At 51.5% G+C, this 18,597-nt stretch carries 19 protein-coding genes; 17 read left to right on the top strand and 2 right to left on the bottom strand.

Features of this window, described 5'->3' with window-relative positions:
* Positions 1-392 precede the first annotated feature (392 nt).
* From ACOZB4_RS28355 to ACOZB4_RS28395, 9 genes are all read left to right on the top strand, one after another.
* Entirely contained in the window at positions 393-767 is a 375-nt protein-coding gene (locus ACOZB4_RS28355; RefSeq protein WP_379405657.1) for a hypothetical protein, read from the top strand.
* Positions 737-1,153 (top strand): hypothetical protein, encoded by a 417-nt coding sequence (locus ACOZB4_RS28360; protein ID WP_379405659.1) that lies wholly within the window; start codon positions 737-739, stop codon positions 1,151-1,153. Before ACOZB4_RS28355 ends, ACOZB4_RS28360 begins: the two co-directional genes overlap by 31 nt.
* A gap of 135 nt (positions 1,154-1,288) precedes the next feature.
* Positions 1,289-3,154 (top strand): 3D-(3,5/4)-trihydroxycyclohexane-1,2-dione acylhydrolase (decyclizing), encoded by a 1,866-nt coding sequence (iolD, locus tag ACOZB4_RS28365; protein WP_379405661.1) that lies wholly within the window; start codon positions 1,289-1,291, stop codon positions 3,152-3,154.
* A 137-nt stretch (positions 3,155-3,291) separates the two neighbouring features.
* Positions 3,292-4,188 (top strand): myo-inosose-2 dehydratase, encoded by an 897-nt coding sequence (gene iolE / locus ACOZB4_RS28370; protein ID WP_379405663.1) that lies wholly within the window; start codon positions 3,292-3,294, stop codon positions 4,186-4,188.
* A 269-nt stretch (positions 4,189-4,457) separates the two neighbouring features.
* Positions 4,458-5,471, top strand: coding sequence for a 5-dehydro-2-deoxygluconokinase (gene iolC / locus ACOZB4_RS28375; RefSeq protein ID WP_379405665.1), 1,014 nt, complete (start codon positions 4,458-4,460; stop codon positions 5,469-5,471).
* Positions 5,472-5,724: 253 nt separating this feature from the next.
* Positions 5,725-7,170 carry a CoA-acylating methylmalonate-semialdehyde dehydrogenase gene (locus tag ACOZB4_RS28380; protein ID WP_379406145.1) on the top strand — a complete coding sequence of 482 codons (1,446 nt, stop codon included), beginning with the start codon at positions 5,725-5,727 and terminating at the stop codon, positions 7,168-7,170.
* Between the two features lie 24 nt (positions 7,171-7,194).
* Complete coding sequence (iolG, locus tag ACOZB4_RS28385; protein WP_379405667.1) at positions 7,195-8,226, top strand: inositol 2-dehydrogenase; 1,032 nt, start codon at positions 7,195-7,197, stop codon at positions 8,224-8,226.
* Between the two features lie 213 nt (positions 8,227-8,439).
* Positions 8,440-9,240, top strand: coding sequence for a 5-deoxy-glucuronate isomerase (gene iolB, locus ACOZB4_RS28390; protein ID WP_379405669.1), 801 nt, complete (start codon positions 8,440-8,442; stop codon positions 9,238-9,240).
* Positions 9,241-9,390: 150 nt separating this feature from the next.
* Positions 9,391-10,401, top strand: a complete 1,011-nt coding sequence (locus ACOZB4_RS28395) for a LacI family DNA-binding transcriptional regulator (protein ID WP_339265559.1) — start codon at positions 9,391-9,393, stop codon at positions 10,399-10,401.
* A 208-nt stretch (positions 10,402-10,609) separates the two neighbouring features.
* On the opposite strand, the gene ACOZB4_RS28400 is transcribed toward ACOZB4_RS28395, so the two are convergent.
* Positions 10,610-10,759: a helix-turn-helix domain-containing protein gene (locus ACOZB4_RS28400; protein WP_379406146.1), complete on the bottom strand. Its 150-nt coding sequence runs from the start codon at positions 10,757-10,759 to the stop codon at positions 10,610-10,612.
* Positions 10,760-10,857: 98 nt separating this feature from the next.
* Between ACOZB4_RS28400 and ACOZB4_RS28405 the strand changes: the two genes are divergently transcribed.
* The 3 genes from ACOZB4_RS28405 (at position 10,858) to ACOZB4_RS28415 (ending at position 12,493) form a co-directional block, all read left to right on the top strand.
* The gene (locus tag ACOZB4_RS28405; protein WP_422759709.1) at positions 10,858-11,019 is read left to right on the top strand and encodes a hypothetical protein; all 162 of its coding nucleotides are present in this window, start codon (positions 10,858-10,860) and stop codon (positions 11,017-11,019) included.
* 71 nt (positions 11,020-11,090) lie between these two features.
* Entirely contained in the window at positions 11,091-11,681 is a 591-nt protein-coding gene (locus ACOZB4_RS28410; protein ID WP_215162977.1) for a TetR/AcrR family transcriptional regulator, read from the top strand.
* A gap of 398 nt (positions 11,682-12,079) precedes the next feature.
* A complete protein-coding gene (locus ACOZB4_RS28415) occupies positions 12,080-12,493 on the top strand; it encodes an Lrp/AsnC family transcriptional regulator (protein WP_379405672.1) in 414 nt (137 codons plus the stop codon).
* 158 nt (positions 12,494-12,651) lie between these two features.
* Here ACOZB4_RS28415 and ACOZB4_RS28420 read toward each other — a convergent pair whose 3' ends face one another.
* Positions 12,652-13,242 carry a TetR/AcrR family transcriptional regulator gene (locus ACOZB4_RS28420; RefSeq protein ID WP_422759710.1) on the bottom strand — a complete coding sequence of 197 codons (591 nt, stop codon included), beginning with the start codon at positions 13,240-13,242 and terminating at the stop codon, positions 12,652-12,654.
* A gap of 242 nt (positions 13,243-13,484) precedes the next feature.
* Here ACOZB4_RS28420 and ACOZB4_RS28425 point away from each other — a divergent pair, with 242 nt between their 5' ends.
* The 5 genes from ACOZB4_RS28425 to ACOZB4_RS28445 all read left to right on the top strand — a co-directional run bounded on the left by ACOZB4_RS28425 (position 13,485) and on the right by ACOZB4_RS28445 (position 18,473).
* Positions 13,485-14,243, top strand: coding sequence for an SDR family oxidoreductase (locus ACOZB4_RS28425; RefSeq protein WP_076321741.1), 759 nt, complete (start codon positions 13,485-13,487; stop codon positions 14,241-14,243).
* Positions 14,244-14,438: 195 nt separating this feature from the next.
* Positions 14,439-16,442, top strand: a complete 2,004-nt coding sequence (locus ACOZB4_RS28430) for a Na+/H+ antiporter (RefSeq protein WP_379405677.1) — start codon at positions 14,439-14,441, stop codon at positions 16,440-16,442.
* Positions 16,443-16,574: 132 nt separating this feature from the next.
* Complete coding sequence (locus tag ACOZB4_RS28435) at positions 16,575-17,024, top strand: RrF2 family transcriptional regulator (protein WP_379405679.1); 450 nt, start codon at positions 16,575-16,577, stop codon at positions 17,022-17,024.
* A 123-nt stretch (positions 17,025-17,147) separates the two neighbouring features.
* Positions 17,148-17,783: a nitroreductase family protein gene (locus ACOZB4_RS28440; RefSeq protein ID WP_379405681.1), complete on the top strand. Its 636-nt coding sequence runs from the start codon at positions 17,148-17,150 to the stop codon at positions 17,781-17,783.
* Positions 17,784-18,227: 444 nt separating this feature from the next.
* Positions 18,228-18,473, top strand: a complete 246-nt coding sequence (locus tag ACOZB4_RS28445) for a hypothetical protein (protein WP_076321737.1) — start codon at positions 18,228-18,230, stop codon at positions 18,471-18,473.
* The last annotated feature ends 124 nt before the right edge of the window (positions 18,474-18,597 follow it).

Genomic DNA, 18,597 nt, shown 5'->3' on the forward strand with positions numbered 1-18,597 from the left:
AGATTTGTGGTCAGGCTAGCGTCTTTAGGCGCAGTTTGGCAACAGGGGGTTATACCCCAAGTGCAAACCACCCGTTGGACGGGTGGTCATGATTTTAAGTACCGTGTTGAGAAGATGATAGACTGTACCTGTTTTTTCGGTGCGAATGAGGCGTGAAGCAGGAAGAAACTGATTGCATTCAAGTGTTAGAGATGAAGAGGACAGTATTCGTAAAATCTTGCACTAATAACATCGTCTGAGTTGGTTTCCCGAATCAGAATGACCATGGTGTAAGGTAAAAGAAGATTTTCAGGAGTACTTCCATTGGAGTCATCGCTCTTCCATTGAGGGACAAAGCCGTGCTACAATATAGCACAAGCATAAGTAAAACGCTTAACCTGGAAGAGAAAGTAATGACCTCTTTGCAGCAAAACTGGTATCGCAAGCTGCTTCTTGCCTATTTCCCCATTTTCCTTATCACCATTACGCTTATCGTGTTTTTTTCTTTTATTATGTTTAACGAGGCCTCACGCGAAGAGGCGGCCAAGGCAAACGGTATATCCACCAGATTTATTATGGAAGACCTTGACCGCTCCATCCATGTGATTGAGATGAACGTGCTGAACGAAGTGGAGGCAAGTTCCCTATACTCAAGCTATCTGTTCAGTACCCCGTCATCCGACCAGAATCTGATGTACTCGCTGGTGAAACGACTTCGTGTGCTGCAGACGGACAGCGACTTGATTGATCAGTCTATTTGTACTGTCATTCGGATCAATCAGTTCTGACCACCAGCGGACAGAGTTCCCTCTCATCGTTTCCGGACCGTTCTTTTATCGAGCACGCCGCGAAGGAGCACGATTATCGGGGTTCGTCGGCCGTACGCTCCATGACGGGTCTGGGGGAGAACGAACCGAAGCAGGTCATCTCCATGTACAAAAATTTGCCGCTCCCCTTTGGAAGCCAGGGTCTGCTGGTGATAAACGTCAGTTTGTATCAGTTGGAGCAGATGATTAATCTGATAATAAATGACAGCGTTTCCTTTTTGGAAATTCCGGATTCCAGCGTTCGCCGATATCGCCATTCGGGCATGGTAGGGGCTGACCGGACCGGCATCATGATGCTGGCGGGCGTGGAAATCATAAAATTGAAAGGCATGCTGGGCGGCCAGTAAAGCATACACTTTCTGTAAAGCGCTTAACCCTTAGTTGATTAGGCGCCTCGATCCAACAGGTTAAGCGCTTAATTCGCATTAAGTTTTATCCATAGGATGCAACGACGATGAAAAGTTGAAAAGGAGATGAACCGGTTGACGACGACACGATTAACGATGGCGCAAGCACTGCTGAAGTTTTTGGATGCACAGTATATTTCTGTTGATGGAGTGGAGACGAAATTCGTGCACGGGGTGATGGGGATATTCGGACACGGGAATGTAACCGGTCTTGGCGAGGCCTTGGAACGAAGCTCGGGAGACCTGGTTTATGTTCAGGGCAAAAACGAACAGGGTATGGTGCATACCGCCGCGGCATACGCAAAGCAAAAAAACCGGCGGCAGATTTGGGCCTGCACCTCGTCCATCGGACCCGGTGCGCTCAATATGGTCACCGCCGCAGCTACGGCAACGGTGAACCGCATCCCGGTACTGCTGCTGCCTGGCGACAACTTTGCCTGCCGCCAGCCTGACCCGGTGCTGCAGCAGATTGAGGCCCCGTCGGATTACACCGTGTCCGCCGCAGATGCATTCAAGCCGGTGAGCCGGTATTGGGACCGGATTTCCCGGCCGGAGCAGCTTATCGCGGCCGCCCGGCAGGCGATCCGCGTGCTGACCGATCCGGCGGAGACAGGGGCGGTTACGCTGGCGCTGCCTCAGGACGTGCAGGCCGAGGCGTACGAATATCCGGATTCGCTGTTTGAGAAAACGGTACACGTCATCGACCGCCGCCCGCCGTCGGCGGAAGGACTGAAGCGTGCGGCGTTACGGATTGCAGCCAGCAAGCGTCCGCTCATCATTGCAGGAGGAGGCGTGCACTACAGCGATGCTGCCAAGGACCTGGCTGCATTTGCGGAAGCTTTCGGCATCCCGGTCGCTGAAACGCAGGCCGGCAAAAGTGCGCTTTCCTGGAAACACCCCCTGAACCTCGGCGCCATGGGCGTAACGGGCTCGCTGGCGGCGAATCGCATCGCGGCGTCTGCTGATCTGATTATCGGCGTCGGCACCCGGTATTCGGACTTTACAACGTCCTCCAAATGGGCGTTTCAAAGGGAGGACGTATCGTTCCTGAACCTGAATGTCAACAGCGCGGACGGCGCCAAGCTCGGCGGTGAAGCACTGATTGCCGATGCGAAGGAAGGGTTGAAAGCGCTGTATCAGAAGCTGTCTAGGGACGGCTATCAAGCGGGTTACGAAGAAAACGAGCTTGCCAGTTTGAAAGCAGAGTGGGACAGCGAGGTGGACCGCCTGTACGCTGCCGAGCATCCGGACGGCTTGTCGCAGACGAGAGCCCTTGGCGTCATCAATGAGGTCATCTCCCCATCTTCCGTCATCGTCTGTGCGGCAGGCAGTCTGCCGGGAGACCTGCACCGGTTATGGAGACCTTCCGAACCGAAGACGTACCACATGGAGTATGGCTTCTCCTGCATGGGGTACGAGGTGAGCGGCGCCTTAGGTACGGCCCTCGCGGAGCCGGACCGTGAAGTCTATGCGCTGGTCGGCGATGGCAGTTACCTGATGATGCATTCGGAGCTGGTCACCAGCTTGCAGGAAGGGCGGAAGATAACGATTGTGCTGTTCGACAACCACGGTTTCCAATGCATTCATAATCTGCAGCGGAGCAACGGCAGCGACGGGTTCGGCAATGAGTTCCGACGCCGAGAAGAGGGGACTGGCCGCTTGACCGGAGAGTACATCCCGATTGATTTTGCCGCGCACGCGCGTGCGCTCGGCGCTAAAGCCTACAAGGCCAACACGCCGGAGGCACTGCATGAAGCGCTGCTCCTGGCGCTGAAGGAAAACGTGACGACACTGATCGAGATTCCGGTCGTTCCGGGAACGAACACCGACGGTTATGAGTCCTGGTGGCGCGTAGAGGTGCCGGAGGTGTCGGCCTCAAGCAAGGTGGCCGAAGCGCAGCGCCAGATGGCGGCCCGAAGCAAGGAAGCAAGACCATACTAGCAGCTGGAGCAGGTGCCATACTATTTGGCTCGGAGCAAAGAAGGATAAACAAGTGCCTCTGGAAAGGAAGCCGGTCGAACTTAAGGGCCAGGAGGAAAGAAGCAAACCCCTGCTAAACAAGCAAAGGAGCGATGGTAATGAGTGACAGGCTGTTCAAGCTAGGGATTCATCCCATTAACTGGGTTGGCGAGGACGTTAGGGAGCATGGAGACGACACGACGTTTGAGATGATTGTGGATGATATTGCGGCTTTGGGTCTGACAGGCACGGAGATGGGAAGGAAATTCCCCAAGGATCGGGCAGTGCTGAAACGGGAGCTGGATGCGCGCGGCATTCAGTTGGTCTCCCAGTGGAAGTCGGTGCTGTTCTCCGATCCCGACTATCGCAGGCAGGAGCTGGAGGCTTACCGACGGCACGCAGAGTTTCTGGCCGGGTTCGGCAGCACGGTGATCAGCACGGCGGAGATAGGGGGATCACTTCACTTCGATCCCCGCCGGACGCCGAATGAGAGCATCGTTCTCCGTCTGGATGACGCCGGATGGGAGAGCCTGGCGGAAGGACTGAACCAGGCTGGAGAGATTGCGGCAAGCTACGGCATGAAGCTGGCTTATCATCATCATGGCGGCACGGTTGTGGAGCAGCCGTACGAGATCGACCGGCTGATGTCCATGACTGACCCTTCGCTGGTGTCTCTCCTGTACGACACCGGTCATGCCTATTACGGGGGAAACGACCCGCTGGAGCTGCTCCGCAAGCATTATGACCGGATCGCGTATATCCATCTGAAGGATATTCGGCTTGATGTGCTGGAACAGGCGCGCCTGGACAACTGCGATTTCGTAAGCTGCATCCGCAGGGGCGTGTTTACGGTTCCTGGCGACGGATGCATCGATTTTGCGCCGATTATCAAAGAGCTTGTTGAACGCGGCTATGACGGCTGGGCGATGCTGGAGGGTGAGCAGGATCCTGCGCTTCATCCGGCCAAGGAGTATGCTCAACGGGCGATTGAATACCTGGACGGCCTGGAGACCTGACGAAGATGCAGGGCTGAAGCCACGGCTCGAGGGTCGAGCCAGGCTCAAGGCGATGCGACTGAGTTCGAGGGTGGAATCGTAACATACTTATCGGACAAAAGTAAACTCATTCAAGTGCGGGCGGAGCGATCTGGGAGTGTCTACCGGTTGGAAGTATTTTTGAACTGTAAGTATTACGAGAGTTGCAAATGATTACGGCCATTAGCGAACGGAGTCATGCAGTCATATGAATGCTCAGCCGCGGCCGATCTGATCAAGGAGGTTTATCCATGAGTGAAATCACGTTCAATAACGCAAAACCGATGGATTTTGTGGCTGTAGGGAGGCTGTGCATCGACCTGAATGCCAATGAGATTAACCGGCCGATGGAGGAAACGACCACGTTTACCAAATATGTCGGAGGATCACCCGCCAATATCTGTATCGGGATGGCCCGCCTTGGCCTGAATACAGGCTTCATCGGCAAGGTGGCGGACGATCAGATGGGGCGTTTTATTACAAAGTACCTCGAAGATAACCGGATTACGACGAAGGGCGTGACAATCGATCGTACGGGAGCCGTAACGGGTCTGGCCTTTACCGAGATCAAGAGCCCGACCGACTGCAGCATTCTAATGTATCGCGACAACGCTGCGGATTTGCTGCTGGAAACAGGGGACGTGAGCGAGGAGCTGATCGCCTCCGCCAAAATGGTACTGATCTCCGGAACCGCGCTCGCGGCTAGTCCTTCCCGGGAAGCCGTGTTTCTGGCTCTGGGCTATGCCAAGCGCCACGGCGCCGTGATCGCGTTTGACCTCGATTACCGTCCGTACACATGGAAATCCCCGCAGGAGACGGCAACCTATTACAATTTAGCGGCGGAATCATGCGACATTATCCTCGGCACGCGCGAAGAGTTTGACATGATGGAGCAGTTCGGGGGTAATCCGGAGCGCAGCGATCGCATCACGGCGGCCAAATGGTTTGATTATAACGCCAAGATCGTGATTATCAAGCACGGCAAGGAAGGCTCCATCGCATATACCCCAGGCGGTGCCAGCCATACGGCTCGGAGCTTTCCGGCGAAAGTCATCAAGACGTTCGGGGCGGGGGATTCATACGCTGCCGGCTTTCTGTACGGCCTGATGCAGGGCTGGACCATCGAGCGCTGCATGGAATTCGGCAGCGCGGCGGCTAGCATCGTCATATCCAGCCACAGCTGCTCCGATGCGATGCCGACGAGCACGGCGGTTCACGATTATATCGAGCGCTGCAAGCGAGGCGAGATTACTGCCAATACCTGAGTTTAGTCCATGCTCAGGATCTTTATTGAGATCTATCAATACTGAGATTTTGCCCGTTCATAAGATTTCGTGTTTTTGAGATAAGGCCTGTTTTGTGATTACCCTTGTTCGTGAGATTACTCCTGTTCTTGAGAGTGTATTCTTTCTAGAAATTTCACCCCTACTTGTGATTTTGCTAATCTTCATTTCTTGTAGAGCAGAGCATTCATTTTTTTTTATCTTTACTGATCCAAACGAAAGGGGCATACCAGCCATGACGCAAACCCTGAGCAATTATATCGGCGGACAATTCGTTCCATCCCGATCCGAAACAACTGATCCCGTATACAATCCGGCAACGGAAGAGATTCTTGCTTACGTCCCGTTATCCACGAAAGGGGAAGTGGATCAGGCCGTACAGGCGGCCGCCAAAGCGGGACGTACCTGGGCCAAGACGGCCGTGCCTCGCCGCGCGCGCATTCTGTTTAAGTATCAACAGCTGCTCGTGGAGCACTGGGAGGAGCTGGCACGCCTGATTACGTCGGAGAACGGCAAAAGCTATGCCGAAGCCTACGGCGAGGTACAGCGCGGCATCGAGTGCGTGGAGTTTGCCGCCGGTGCGCCTACGCTGATGATGGGCAAGCAGCTTCCCGACATCGCCACCAACCTGGAGTCCGGCATGTACCGGTATCCGATCGGCGTAGTGGCGGGCATCACGCCGTTCAACTTCCCGATGATGGTGCCGTGCTGGATGTTCCCGCTCGCCATCGCTTGCGGCAATGCGTTCGTGCTGAAGCCGTCGGAGCGCACGCCGCTCTTGGCTCAGCGTCTGGCGGAGCTGTTCACAGAAGCCGGTCTGCCGGAGGGCGTTCTGAATATCGTTCACGGCGCTCATGATGTGGTCAACGGCATTCTGGAACATCCCGGCATCGCCGCCGTGTCCTTCGTGGGCTCCCAGCCGGTGGCGGAGTATGTGTACAAAACCGCTTCTTCCCACGGCAAGCGCGTGCAGGCTTTGGCTGGAGCGAAGAATCACAGCATCGTGACGCCGTCTGCCGACTTGGATGCTGCCGTGAGCCAGATCGTCAGCGCGGCCTTCGGTTCTGCCGGTGAGCGCTGTATGGCCTGCTCCGTCGTCGTGGCCGTGGGTGACGTGGCGGAACCGCTGCTGGAGAAGCTGAAGCAGGCGGCCGATGAGATTACCATCGGCAACGGAGCGGACGAAGGTGTCTTCCTCGGACCGGTCATCAGGCAAGCTCACAAGGAGCGCACGATCCGTTATATCGAGGCGGGCGAGCAAGAAGGCGCTAAGCTGGTGCGTGATGGTCGAAGCGACAAGGCCGTGAGCGGTGACGGATATTTTGTCGGACCGACGATTTTTGATGAGGTGACCAGCGAGATGAAGATTTGGAAGGACGAAATTTTCGCCCCGGTGCTGTCCGTCATGCGGGCGGAATCGCTGGAGGAAGCGATTGAAATCTCCAACCGCTCGGACTTCGCGAACGGGGCCTGCCTGTTCACGCAGGATGGCAGCGACGTGCGCCAGTTCCGTGAGCATATCGATGCCGGCATGCTTGGAGTCAACCTCGGCGTTCCAGCGCCGATGGCGTTCTTTCCGTTCTCCGGTTGGAAAAATTCTTTCTATGGGGATCTGCATGCGAATGGAACGGACGGCGTGGAGTTCTATACCCGCAAGAAAATGGTAACAGCGCGCTGGTAGCCCTTAAGCAGAGGAGACGTTCATATGAAAACTATTAATATCGGCATTATCGGTGTTGGACGAATCGGCAAAATCCATGCGGATCATCTGCTGCGCACGCCTGGTGCGAAAATTGCGGCCATCAGCGATTTGTTCGCCGACGACGAGCTGAGGGCCTGGGCCGCGGAACGCGGCATTCCTATGGTTACGACTAATAGTAACGATATCATGGAACATCCGGATATCGATGCCGTGTTGATCTGCTCCTCGACGGATACGCATGTCCCGCTGATCAAGCAGGCTGCGGCGAACGGCAAGCATATTTTCTGCGAGAAACCGGTCAGCATGAGCGTGGATCAGACCCGCGAGGCGCTGGCGGCCGTGGAAGCGGCCGGCGTAAGTCTGCAGATCGGCTTCAACCGCCGGTTTGACCATAACTTCAGCAGGGTTCAGGAGATTGTGTCAGAGGGAAGAATCGGGGAAACGCATCTGATTAAGATTACTTCGCGCGATCCTAGCCCGCCCCATCCGGATTACATTAAAGTGTCCGGCGGGCTGTTTATGGATATGGCCATTCATGATTTCGACATCGCCCGTTTTCTATCGGGCAGCGAGGTGATCGAAGTGTACGCCCAGGGAGCGGTACTGGTGGACCCTGCCATCGGAGAGCTGGGCGACATCGACACCGCCCTCACAACGCTGCGGTTTGAAAGCGGAGCGCTTGGCGTCATCGACAACAGCCGCAAGGCCGTCTACGGTTATGATCAGCGGATCGAGGTGTTTGGCTCCGGAGGCAGCGTATCCGCCGATAACGACTATCCAAGCACCGCTGTTATCAGCGGTCCGGACGGCGTCACCCGCGACAAACCGCTGTATTTCTTTCTGGAGCGGTACAAGGAAGCGTACATGAACGAGACGCGGCAATTTATCGAAAGCTTGCAGAACGGCACCCCGGTGCCGGTCAGCGGCCATGACGCCCTTCAAGCAGAGCTGATCGCCCTGGCGGCCAAGCGTTCGCTGCAGCAGGGCCGCCCGGTAAAGCTGGCCGAGCTCACCACCGGCATTTCGGCAGGCTAAATCTGGAGAGGCTGTAATTGGCAGCATGATGTAGGGAGATGCCTAAGCTGGCTGAACAAGAAGAAATAACCGTTTGTATTCGCTAAGTATCTGCTTGAAATCGGTATATGATAAGCTGTTGCCAAAGCGCCGGAATATCTTGCTCAAACGGGAGAGCGTATCTATTGAAACTACATCATTAACAGACCAAATCCATAAAAGAGGAGGAACACCATGCCGAACTTAATTGTACCCATAACGACGCCGGACCTGGACGGGCGCGTGCTGTCCATTACGCCGGAAAGCGCAGGCTGGGCATATGTGGGCTTTGAAGTATTTCGTTTAAGGGAAGGACAGACGCTGAGCCGAGCCACGGGAGATCAAGAAGCGGCTCTTGTTCTGTTAACCGGGCGAGCCGACGTGAAGGCAGGGGGAGAGAGCTGGGACAACATTGGCAAGCGCATGAGCGTGTTTGAAAAGACGCCTCCCTATACGGTTTATGTGCCATCACAGAAACAGTTCGAGGTCACGGCATTAACCGAAATGGAGCTGGCCGTGTGTCTTGCCCCGGGGAAAGGCACTCACCCGGCCCGTCTCATCGCGCCGGAAGATGTCGGCGTGGAGAACCGCGGGAGCGGGAGCATGTCGCGTCTGGTGCATAATATTTTGCCGGAGCAAAAGCCGGCGGATAGCCTATTGGTGGTCGAGGTGTTTACGGATGGGGGCAACTGGTCCAGCTACCCACCGCACAAGCATGATCGCGATGAGCTGCCGGAGGAATCGCTGCTGGAGGAAACCTACTACTACCGGGTTCAGCCGGAGTGCGGTTTTGCCGTTCAGCGGGTCTATACCGATGACCGTTCGCTGGACGAAACGATGGCGGTCAAAGACGGCGAGGCCGTAATGGTGCCCGAGGGCTACCATCCGGTATCCGCGCCTCCCGGGTATGATGTGTACTACCTGAACGTCATGGCGGGGCCGAAGCGAATATGGAAATTCCGGAATGATCCGGATCATGATTGGCTTATGAGATAAAGCAAGCTAAGTCAGGGAACGTGCTATGGACCAGGATCCTAGGTGTGCATGTCTGCAGGCAGTATTTACGACAAAACGGCCTTGCGTTAAACGAGATGAAAGCCCATAATAAATTGAAATAGCCAAAATTAAACAAATGGAGCACAAGGGATGATAAGAGCGACTATTTATGACGTTGCGCGCGAAGCCGGCGTTTCCATTGCTACCGTCTCTCATGTCATGAACGGCAAGGGCAAGATCAGTCGCGAACGTCGTGAGGAGATTCTGGATATCATGCAGCGCCTGAATTATCGGCCGAACGCGATTGCCTCAGCCCTCGCCGGCAAAAAAACCTATACCCTGGGATTGCTCGTCCCCGACATCTCCAACCCCTTTTTTGCCGAGATTGCACGCTCGGTCGAGGATCACGGGCATCAGCTTGGATACAGCGTGATCATCTGCAGCACGGACAACCAGGAAGAGAAGGTAAAACGCTATGTCAGCCTGCTGAGGCAAAAGCAGGTGGATGGCGTTATTATCGGTACGGGCGTATCCCATGGTGAGCTGCTCAAGCCGTTTCAGGAGCATTCGCTGGCTATAGCGCTTATCGCCCGGGACAATCCGGCACTTGGAGCCAGCAGCGTCCGGGTTCATGACTTGGAAGGGGGCCGTCTCGCTGCTGAGCATCTGCTTCGTCTCGGTCACCGCAGGCTGGCCGTACTTGCCGAGCATGAACGGGTGACGAGCAGCAATGAGCGGGTAAGGGGTTTTGTCGAAGCTGCCGCCTCGTTCGGTTTAGGGCTTTCCCCCGACTATATTGCGGCCTGTGACCATAAGATCGAGGACGGATTCAGACGAGCCAAAGTTATGTTGGAGCTGGAGGAACCGCCTACTGCGCTGTTTTGTTGCAACGACATGCTGGCGATCGGCGCCCTGCAGGCGATTCGCGAGCTCGGGCTGCGCGTTCCTGAGGACTGTTCGGTCGTCAGCTTTGACGATACGATTCTGGCCCGAGTAACAGATCCGCCGCTCACTGTTATTGCCCAGCCGATGGAACAGATGGGTCGCCTGGCGGTGGACCTTGTGGTCAGGAATCTGGCCAGCCAGGGAGAACCTGTACAGCGTATTGTGCTCCCCCCGGAGTTGATCATCCGCCGATCCACGGCCCCGCCACCGGGATGAAAAATCTTCTGGAGACAATAGGTTACAAAAAAGAATCATTTTCTAGTTAAAACGGACAACAGAGTCGTTATCATGGGCATTGGCAGTCGATTTACTGCTATCTGCTAAATAACGTCTCTAAAGTCCGTTTTTGGTTTAGAATTTTATTTCGATTACAAAAGGTTTTCTTAGATTCGAAAGTACACGCCGAGACACCAATTAGCAACCGTTACAGGGCTGAATGATCCGCATCTTTTGAGGTTTTGCGGAACTCCGCGGGTGCTATACCTTTGTACTTGTGAAATGCTTTATTGAAATGAAATTCATCATGAAATCCGCATGCGTTAGCGATAAACCTCAGGGGACGGGTTTTACGGATTCCGCAGTCCGAATCGGGAGAAAGGCTCTGAGGAACGGCAGGCCGATATTATCGCGAGCAATCTGAAGGCATACATGGAGCGCGAATACATATCCGGGATGTTTATATGGCAATTTAGCGATTGCCGAGTGACGGAAGGGCTTGGATGGCTGCTGAATCGTTCATGCACGCGGAACAACAAAGGTATTGTAGATGAATATCGTCGTCCGAAGTTGGCATATGAAACCGTTCGACGAATCTTTTCGGGGGAACCCGGGTAATATTTGACTGAGTGGTACATAAACCCTATACTTTTAGGTAACAAAGATCATGTTCAAAAAGGATGAGGGGAATGACCACGAACGGAAGACCGCGTGAGTTCAAGAAGGAAGCTGTCATAGATGCTGCCACGGACGTATTCTGGTCCAAGGGTTATGAAGCGAGTTCTACGCAAGAGCTCTGCGAGAAGACAGGGCTGGGTAAAGGGAGCCTGTACAATGCGTTCGGCAGCAAGAATGAGTTATTCGAGCAGGTGCTTCAACGTTACAATGATGAAGGCCTGGAGATATCCAGAGAGATTCTGGGCCGGTCCATCCCGGTTAAGGATAGGCTGCGCGCCTTGTTTGAATGGGCAATCGGCATGGATTTTTCGGACCCGAACCACCGCGGCTGCATGGCGGTTAATATCAGTATGGAACGGGCTGGGCGGGACCCGATGGTTGAACGGATATTCGGGCAATATATTTATGATCTTGAGGAAGACTTGATCAGCGTGATGGAAGAGGCGATACAATCGGGGGAAATTCCGGCTGAACGCTCTGCGAAGCAGCTGGCTAGCTTATTCTTAAGCAGCTACTATGGACTGCGGGTGATGAACTCCGCTACGATGAATCGCGAGCTGGCCGATCGAATCGTCGAAAGTACACTCGACGTTATTTTCTAGATTATAGATGGAATTGATCGATATTAAAGAAAAGGCCGTATCCAAGGGTGGTTCAAACCTACCTACCTTTGTGGATGCGGCCTTTGGCTTTCTTATTGAAGTGCGCAAATAAACGAATATATGTCACTTGAGATGGAGTATTAGGCTAAGGACAGCATTTTTTCACCGAAATTGGCATCCTCCAGCAATGGGCGGCCGATGGCTATCATATCTGCTATCTCATCTGCTAGAATATTCCTCCTTGAATGAATGCTTGTTAACCTAGCTCTATTGTATAAATCATAGCCCTATAGTTACAGATGAAACCCAAGGAATCCTTACCGTATTACTTTGAATTTATAAGCGTTTCGCACATCCAACTTTGAAATTGAATTTGGGTAAGACAGAGGAGTGTAATCATGGATCAGCTTGATCTTCAAATCTTGGAGCTGTTAAAAAATAATGCAAGAATCTCCTTCTCCGAATTGGGGAGAAAGGTCAATATGACGCAGCCTGCGGTATCCGAACGTGTGAAGCGTCTGGAGGAGAAGGGCGTAATTACGGGGTATCGTGCGGTTCTATCTCCTGACAAAATGGGGAAAGGCGTAACGGCCTTCATCCTGATTCAAGCCAGTCATTGTGACCGGCTGACGGCATTCGCCAAACAGTCGCAGGAGGTCACCCAGATTTATCAAGTCAGCGGACAATACAATTTTCTTATGAAAATCGAAACTGCTTCCATGAAGTCTCTCGAAGCCTTCATCTATGATTGCAGCGAGTATGGACATACAACGACCATGACGGTTCTCTCCACTCCTCTGGAACAAGAATAAGAATATCCGCGGGAGATAAGGCTGGTTCACGATCTGGACCGGATCGGCGGCAGGGGCTTTGTAAGAAAAACCGTTAATTCAGCAACCAAAACCATCAACCCGTTCAATTTGCGTTTTGAAAGGGTTGATGGTTCTTCTACGTTATCCGCTCATTGATTTCAAGTAAGGTCCGTGCGCTTAATCTGTGTTCTTACGCTTCTCGGCCTCCAGTTGATCATGAGAACCAGTTGATCTCTCATATAAGGGACGGGGTATTGGAAATTGTTCTCGATCCAGTGGAATACCAGGCCGAGTAAGGCGTGCATGTTGTAGATGATGAGTAGTTCATGGTTGAGTTCTCCCCTGGGGTAGTCCAAGTCCTCCATGGCGATTTGTTTTAATGCCGAGAACATTTTATCCCGGACAAGGGGTAGAACATCGCTTTTGAATAAGGCCGTATATACGTCTGCATTTTGGTGAATATAATCAAATATTTTTACCGCATTGGCAGGCAGCTCATCGATATGAAACACGTCGACTTCCCCGTAAGGAGCCCTGAAGGATGCGATCAGCTCCTCCATTAAAGGAGTCAGGATATCATCGAGAAGAGACTCTTTGTTGTCGTAGTGGGTATAGAAGGTTCCTCGATTGTAATTGGCTAACTCTACGATTTCCGTAATGGAAATGCTGGAAAAGCTCTTCTGCGAGAGGAGTGATAGAAGCGCTTGCTTTAAAGCTTCTTTGCTGCGGACGATGCGACGATCGGTCATTTTATTGCTTGTTTGCATAGATTCGATTCCTTTCGGTTAAAAATATAACGAATTTAATAGTTAAAATATAAACAATTTTATGATTTTTGTTCGGTATCGTACATTTCCACGTTTTTTAATGATTGTGACCTAAATCATACTACGATTATACTAGAATTGACATATGTCGTGTATTGTACAGTTGTTGATTGTTGTCCCTAATTTCCAAAATGATATTCCAACCAATAATGGGGGTATGGAACATGAGATTATCTGGTAAAGTTGCGATTGTTACAGGTGCTGCTTCCGGTATGGGAAAAGCGACAGCAGAACTGTTTGCTGCCGAAGGCGCAAAAGTTGTCGTGTCTGACCTGCGTCTTGAGGCGGCGCAAGCCGTTGTTGACGAAATTACAGCAAAAGGCGGCACGGCCCTGGCACTGGTAGCGAATGTGGCCAAGGAAGAAGATGTGCAGCAGTTGGTTGATGCTACTGTTAATGCATATGGAACGCTTGATATTTTGATCAACAATGCCGGCATTATGGACAACTTCGTACCGGCTGCGGATCTAACGGATGAGTTGTGGGATCGCGTATTTGCCATCAATACAACAGGACCAATGAGAACTATTCGTAAATCATTGCCAATCTTCCTGGAGAAAAAGAGCGGGGTCATTGTCAACATTGCTTCTGCCGGAGGGCTTATGGGGTCCAGAGCAGGTGCAGCGTATACGGCCGCTAAGCATGCTGTTGTCGGATTAACCAAAAATGTCGGTTTTCAATATGCAACGCAGGGAATCCGGTGTAATGCGGTTGCTCCAGGCGGCGTCAGCACGAATATCGGCACCACTCTAAACGCGCCGAATTCGTTTGGTATGGAAAGAGCTATGGCTGGTATCAACCTGAACCCACGGGCAGGGGAACCGGAAGAGATCGCAAAAGTGGTATTGTTCCTGGCTTCAGATGAAGCCAGCTTTGTAAACGGTACTGTTGTTACAGCCGATGCAGGCTGGACTGCCTATTAATAAGCATTTGCAAGCACTAGGGTTTTCTAAAGGACATCTCCTTTAGAAAGCCTTGTTTTTTTGTGGCGGCATGAAGGTTGAAACTTTTCCAGCTCATAAATAAACCTTTACTATTCTACACAACCTAAATCAGTCTATTGAGAGACATGCCCATGTTACATAAGTTATTCTTCTCGAGGAAGGAGCAGATGCTCTGTGGAAATATTTCTTATGGTACTTATTTTTCTGGTTCTTATCGGTATTTCCAACATCATCAATCGATTTCTGCCATTCATTCCTGTCCCGTTGATTCAAATTGCGCTTGGGATCGGGGCCGCCTATATCCGCGGGTTCCATCACGTGCCACTGAATCCGGAATTGTTCATGGTCCTGTTTATCGCACCGCTCTTGTTTAATGATGGGAAGCTGACCCCACGGAGCGAGTTGTGGAAGCTCAGGTCCAATATTCTGCTGTTGGCGCTAGGTCTCGTATTTGCAACCGTTCTGATCGCGGGACCTTTCATTCATTGGCTTATTCCGACCATACCGTTATCAGCTGCCTTTGCGTTGGCTGCGATACTCTCGCCTACCGATGCGGTTGCGGTGGGCTCCCTGTCAGGCAGAGTGAAGCTGCCGGGGAAAATCATGCATTTACTTGAAGGCGAAGCGCTTATGAATGATGCGTCCGGTCTCGTTGCGTTTAATTTTGCGATTGCAGCTACAGTGACGGGTTATTTTTCTTTAACGAAAGCCATCGGCAGTTTTTTTGTCATTGCAATTGGAGGCATCGTTGTCGGGGCGCTTCTAGGGTTTCTTGTGATTTGGTTCAGAATGCTGCTGCGCCGGCTCGGTATGGAGGACGTCACGCTTCATATGCTGATCATCATTCTGACGCCATTCATCATCTACCTTATAGCCGAGGAATTTCATCTGTCCGGGATTCTGGCTGTCGTTGCGGCGGGTGTCACCCACGCCGTGGAGAGGGATCGTATGCGATCAGCATCCATTAAACTTAGAGTTGTATCGGACAGCACCTGGTCTGTAATCCTGTTCACGTTAAACGGGCTGGTGTTCATTCTGCTCGGGCATGAAATCCCGGGGGTCGTCAATCAAATATGGAGTGATCCTGCCTATAATAATGGACAAGTCCTCGGTTATATATTACTAATAACGGCTGTTCTGATATTGCTGCGTTTCATATGGGTATGGGCTTCAACGAACCGCCAGTTCAAGTCTTCCCTGCTGACTGCACTGTCGGGCGTACGGGGGGCATTAACGCTGGCTGCGGCTTTCTCCATCCCGCTCACCCTTGCGGACCATCGTTCATTTCCAGAGCGAAGCTTAATGTTATTCATCTGCGCGGGTGTCATCCTGTTAACTCTGGTCATTGCGAGCGTGCTGCTTCCCCTGCTGACACGTGAGAAACCTGTGAATACGGCCGCGGTGATTGATCGTGAGAAAGAAGCACGGCTTCATATGCTGCAAGCGGGAATACGTACCGTGCGGGAAGAAATGACGGATGAAAACAGGGAGGAGGCGGTTCAGCTTATTTATGCGTATACCAAACGGCTTCAGCAATCTCAAATAACGGATAAGAGCGACATGCGAGAGTTCTGGGAAGCCACGATCACCGTTAGAAAAATCGGACTTACTGCGGAACGGACCGTTACAGAAACATGGCTTAAGGAACATAAAGCTTCTGCAAGGGTCGCGGAGCAATTCCTGTCCTCGCTGAACAAAGTTGAGATGCTGCTGACCAGCCGATATAAGTTCAGGCTGCTCACGAAGAATTTATGGCGGAATTTAAAGCGCTTGTTGAAAAAAAATGAGTCCAAAGAAATGCCCATGTCTCCGGATCACCCGGATTGGGAGATGTATAAGGCATTGAAGCTGGAGGCCATTCGTGCAGCAATCCATGAGATCCAAACGGTGAAGCCGGCGCAGAGGCAGGAAGTCCTGCAAGCGGTTATTGCAGACTATCGTGCAATGGAGCATTTTCTTCAGAATGATCGTGTATGGAGCCGAAGAAAGCAGAAGCTTAGCAGTGAACGCAGGGAACTGGAACTTAAAGCCATTCAGTCAGAGCGTAACGAGATTCAAAGCATGTTCGAACATGGCGATATTGACCGGGCACTTGCGAGCCATCTGAGAATGGATGTGAATTACCGAGAGGCGAATTTGTATGAGTCCCAAGCACTGGTTGAAGACGAGGGCCATTAGATGATGGTCCTTGTAGTGCTTGATGGAGTGTCAGGTTTACGTTACAATAATGAAAAGCTAAGATGGGAACATCTGCTTCTGCTGTAGAACACCTATTAAAGGCAATCTCATTCTTAAAAAGGGGGTAGGAACATGAGCGTAAATAAAGAAGTGGCCTCCAAGAAATCAGCAATGGCCTGCCCGTCCACCTATAAAACCTTCAGTCTCGCCGTGCAGGCGCTTGTGACGCTTGAACGTCATTCCGGCAAATGCTCAAGCGGCGATATCGCCTCGTATCTGCATTCGGAATCGACGTTGATTCGACGCATACTGAAAACACTCGCGCAAGCCGATATGATTGAATCGCGTGAAGGAAGAGATGGTGGTTACCGGCTGAAGAAGAACGCCTGCGATATTACTTTGGCTGAAGTGTACTCGATTCTCCAGGTCCACAGCTCAATCAGCGACAGTATGCTGGACGCAGCTTCCGGTCATTGTTTTGCTGAGGAAATCAAGGAATCCTTTGTTGGCATTTTATCCGAGATTGAGGACAGTACCTTAAAAATACTGGAATCGCGCACGATTGCGGACATCGCTCAGTGAACCTTTCAAAATGTTGTTGACAAAGAATTTCAGTCTGCTATATACTGTGCATTAAATAACACAGTTAACGCGCGATCTAAACTGTGCAAAAAAATGCACAATATAATTTTGGAGGGATAAACCATGTCTACCATAACAAAACCCGATTTTCAAACCGTGATTCAGGAGCGCCACTCGGTTCGTCAATACGACCCGTCGGTAAAGATTCCAAGAGAAGAGATGGAAGCGATCCTGATGGACGCTACACTGGCACCTTCTTCAAGCAACCTGCAGCCATGGCGCTTTCTTGTGATCGATGATGCTGAGCTCTTGAAAAAGCTGCATCCCATTGCCAATAATCAGGAGCAGGTACTTCAAGCCTCAGCCGTCATTGCTGTGCTGGGAGATATGAAGTGGTATGAGAAGGGCGAGAAGATATATTCCATGTCTGAAGAAGCCGGTTATATGACCGAAGAGATCAAGCAGCGCTTTATCTATACGGCCGAAAATCTTTATGCGAATATGGATCAATCTTTAAAAGAAAGCATCGTGGATGTGGATGCCGGATTGATCTCCATGCAGCTGATGCTGAGTGCACGTGCCAGAGGGTATGATACCGTACCGATGGGCGGATATAACAAAGTTCAGTTCGTGGAAGAGTTCAATATTCCTTCCCATTACCGCAGCGTCATGTTGATTGCCATCGGCAAAGCAGCCGCTCCAGGTCGGCCAACGGTAAGATTGCCGCTTGAAGACGTTGCTTTCTGGAATGAATTCTAAAACCTAAATAGTAACGAAATAAGGAATTCTTGTGACAACCGCCTCATCTTGAGGTTATGTAAGAGATGAGGGCGGTTGTTGCCGATTTTGACGAGCATGAACAGAGTCTGGTAATATAAGGGAGAGGGATCACTTCCGGACTGAAGGATCCCGAGCGATGCGCCGCATTGCTTGGACGTGGAAGTACGATTCCTTTCTATTCGGATAAGCTCGATCAAATTTGGAAGTATTCCACATTGAATATCACATAATTTATATTATGTAAACCGAGGATTGGCGTCTGTCAATAAAAAAATATAGTTCGTTTTACAAAGGTGTTGGAATTTCATGGATATGATCATATCCTCACTTTACTTAACTGGATTTTAGGTTGCCTTCATCTCTCGTTAAGGTTTGGACCTTATACTAAGTATGTCACTACAAGTGATGGAAGGAGCAACGCAGATGAACAAGAAAAACAAAATGAGTATGTGGTCGTTAGGACTTGGAAGTGCTTTTCTGATGATGATGTTAGCTAACCATGACAATGTGCATGATGGACAAGCCCGATCCGGTATCGCTTCAAGTGCAGCTAGATCCAATGTGGCCATCCAATCCGTTAATAAGAGCTCGGCAGTCAAAATGCCCGAGAACCAGGAAATCACCCCCGAAATGATTAATCAATTCTTAAAATTAGTGGCAGAGACATAAGATGTTGATTCTCTATACGTAAACGGTTTTGAAGACCAGTCCCATGCTCAGGGGGCTGGTCTTTTTGGCGCGGGGCTCAAAAGAGTTCTTAATCAGAGTGATTTTGCGGCAGCAGATGGTTTCT

Origin of the sequence: Paenibacillus sp. NPDC058898 (assembly GCF_049316025.1) — a bacterium.
Taxonomy (GTDB): Bacteria; Bacillota; Bacilli; order Paenibacillales; family Paenibacillaceae; genus Paenibacillus_AQ.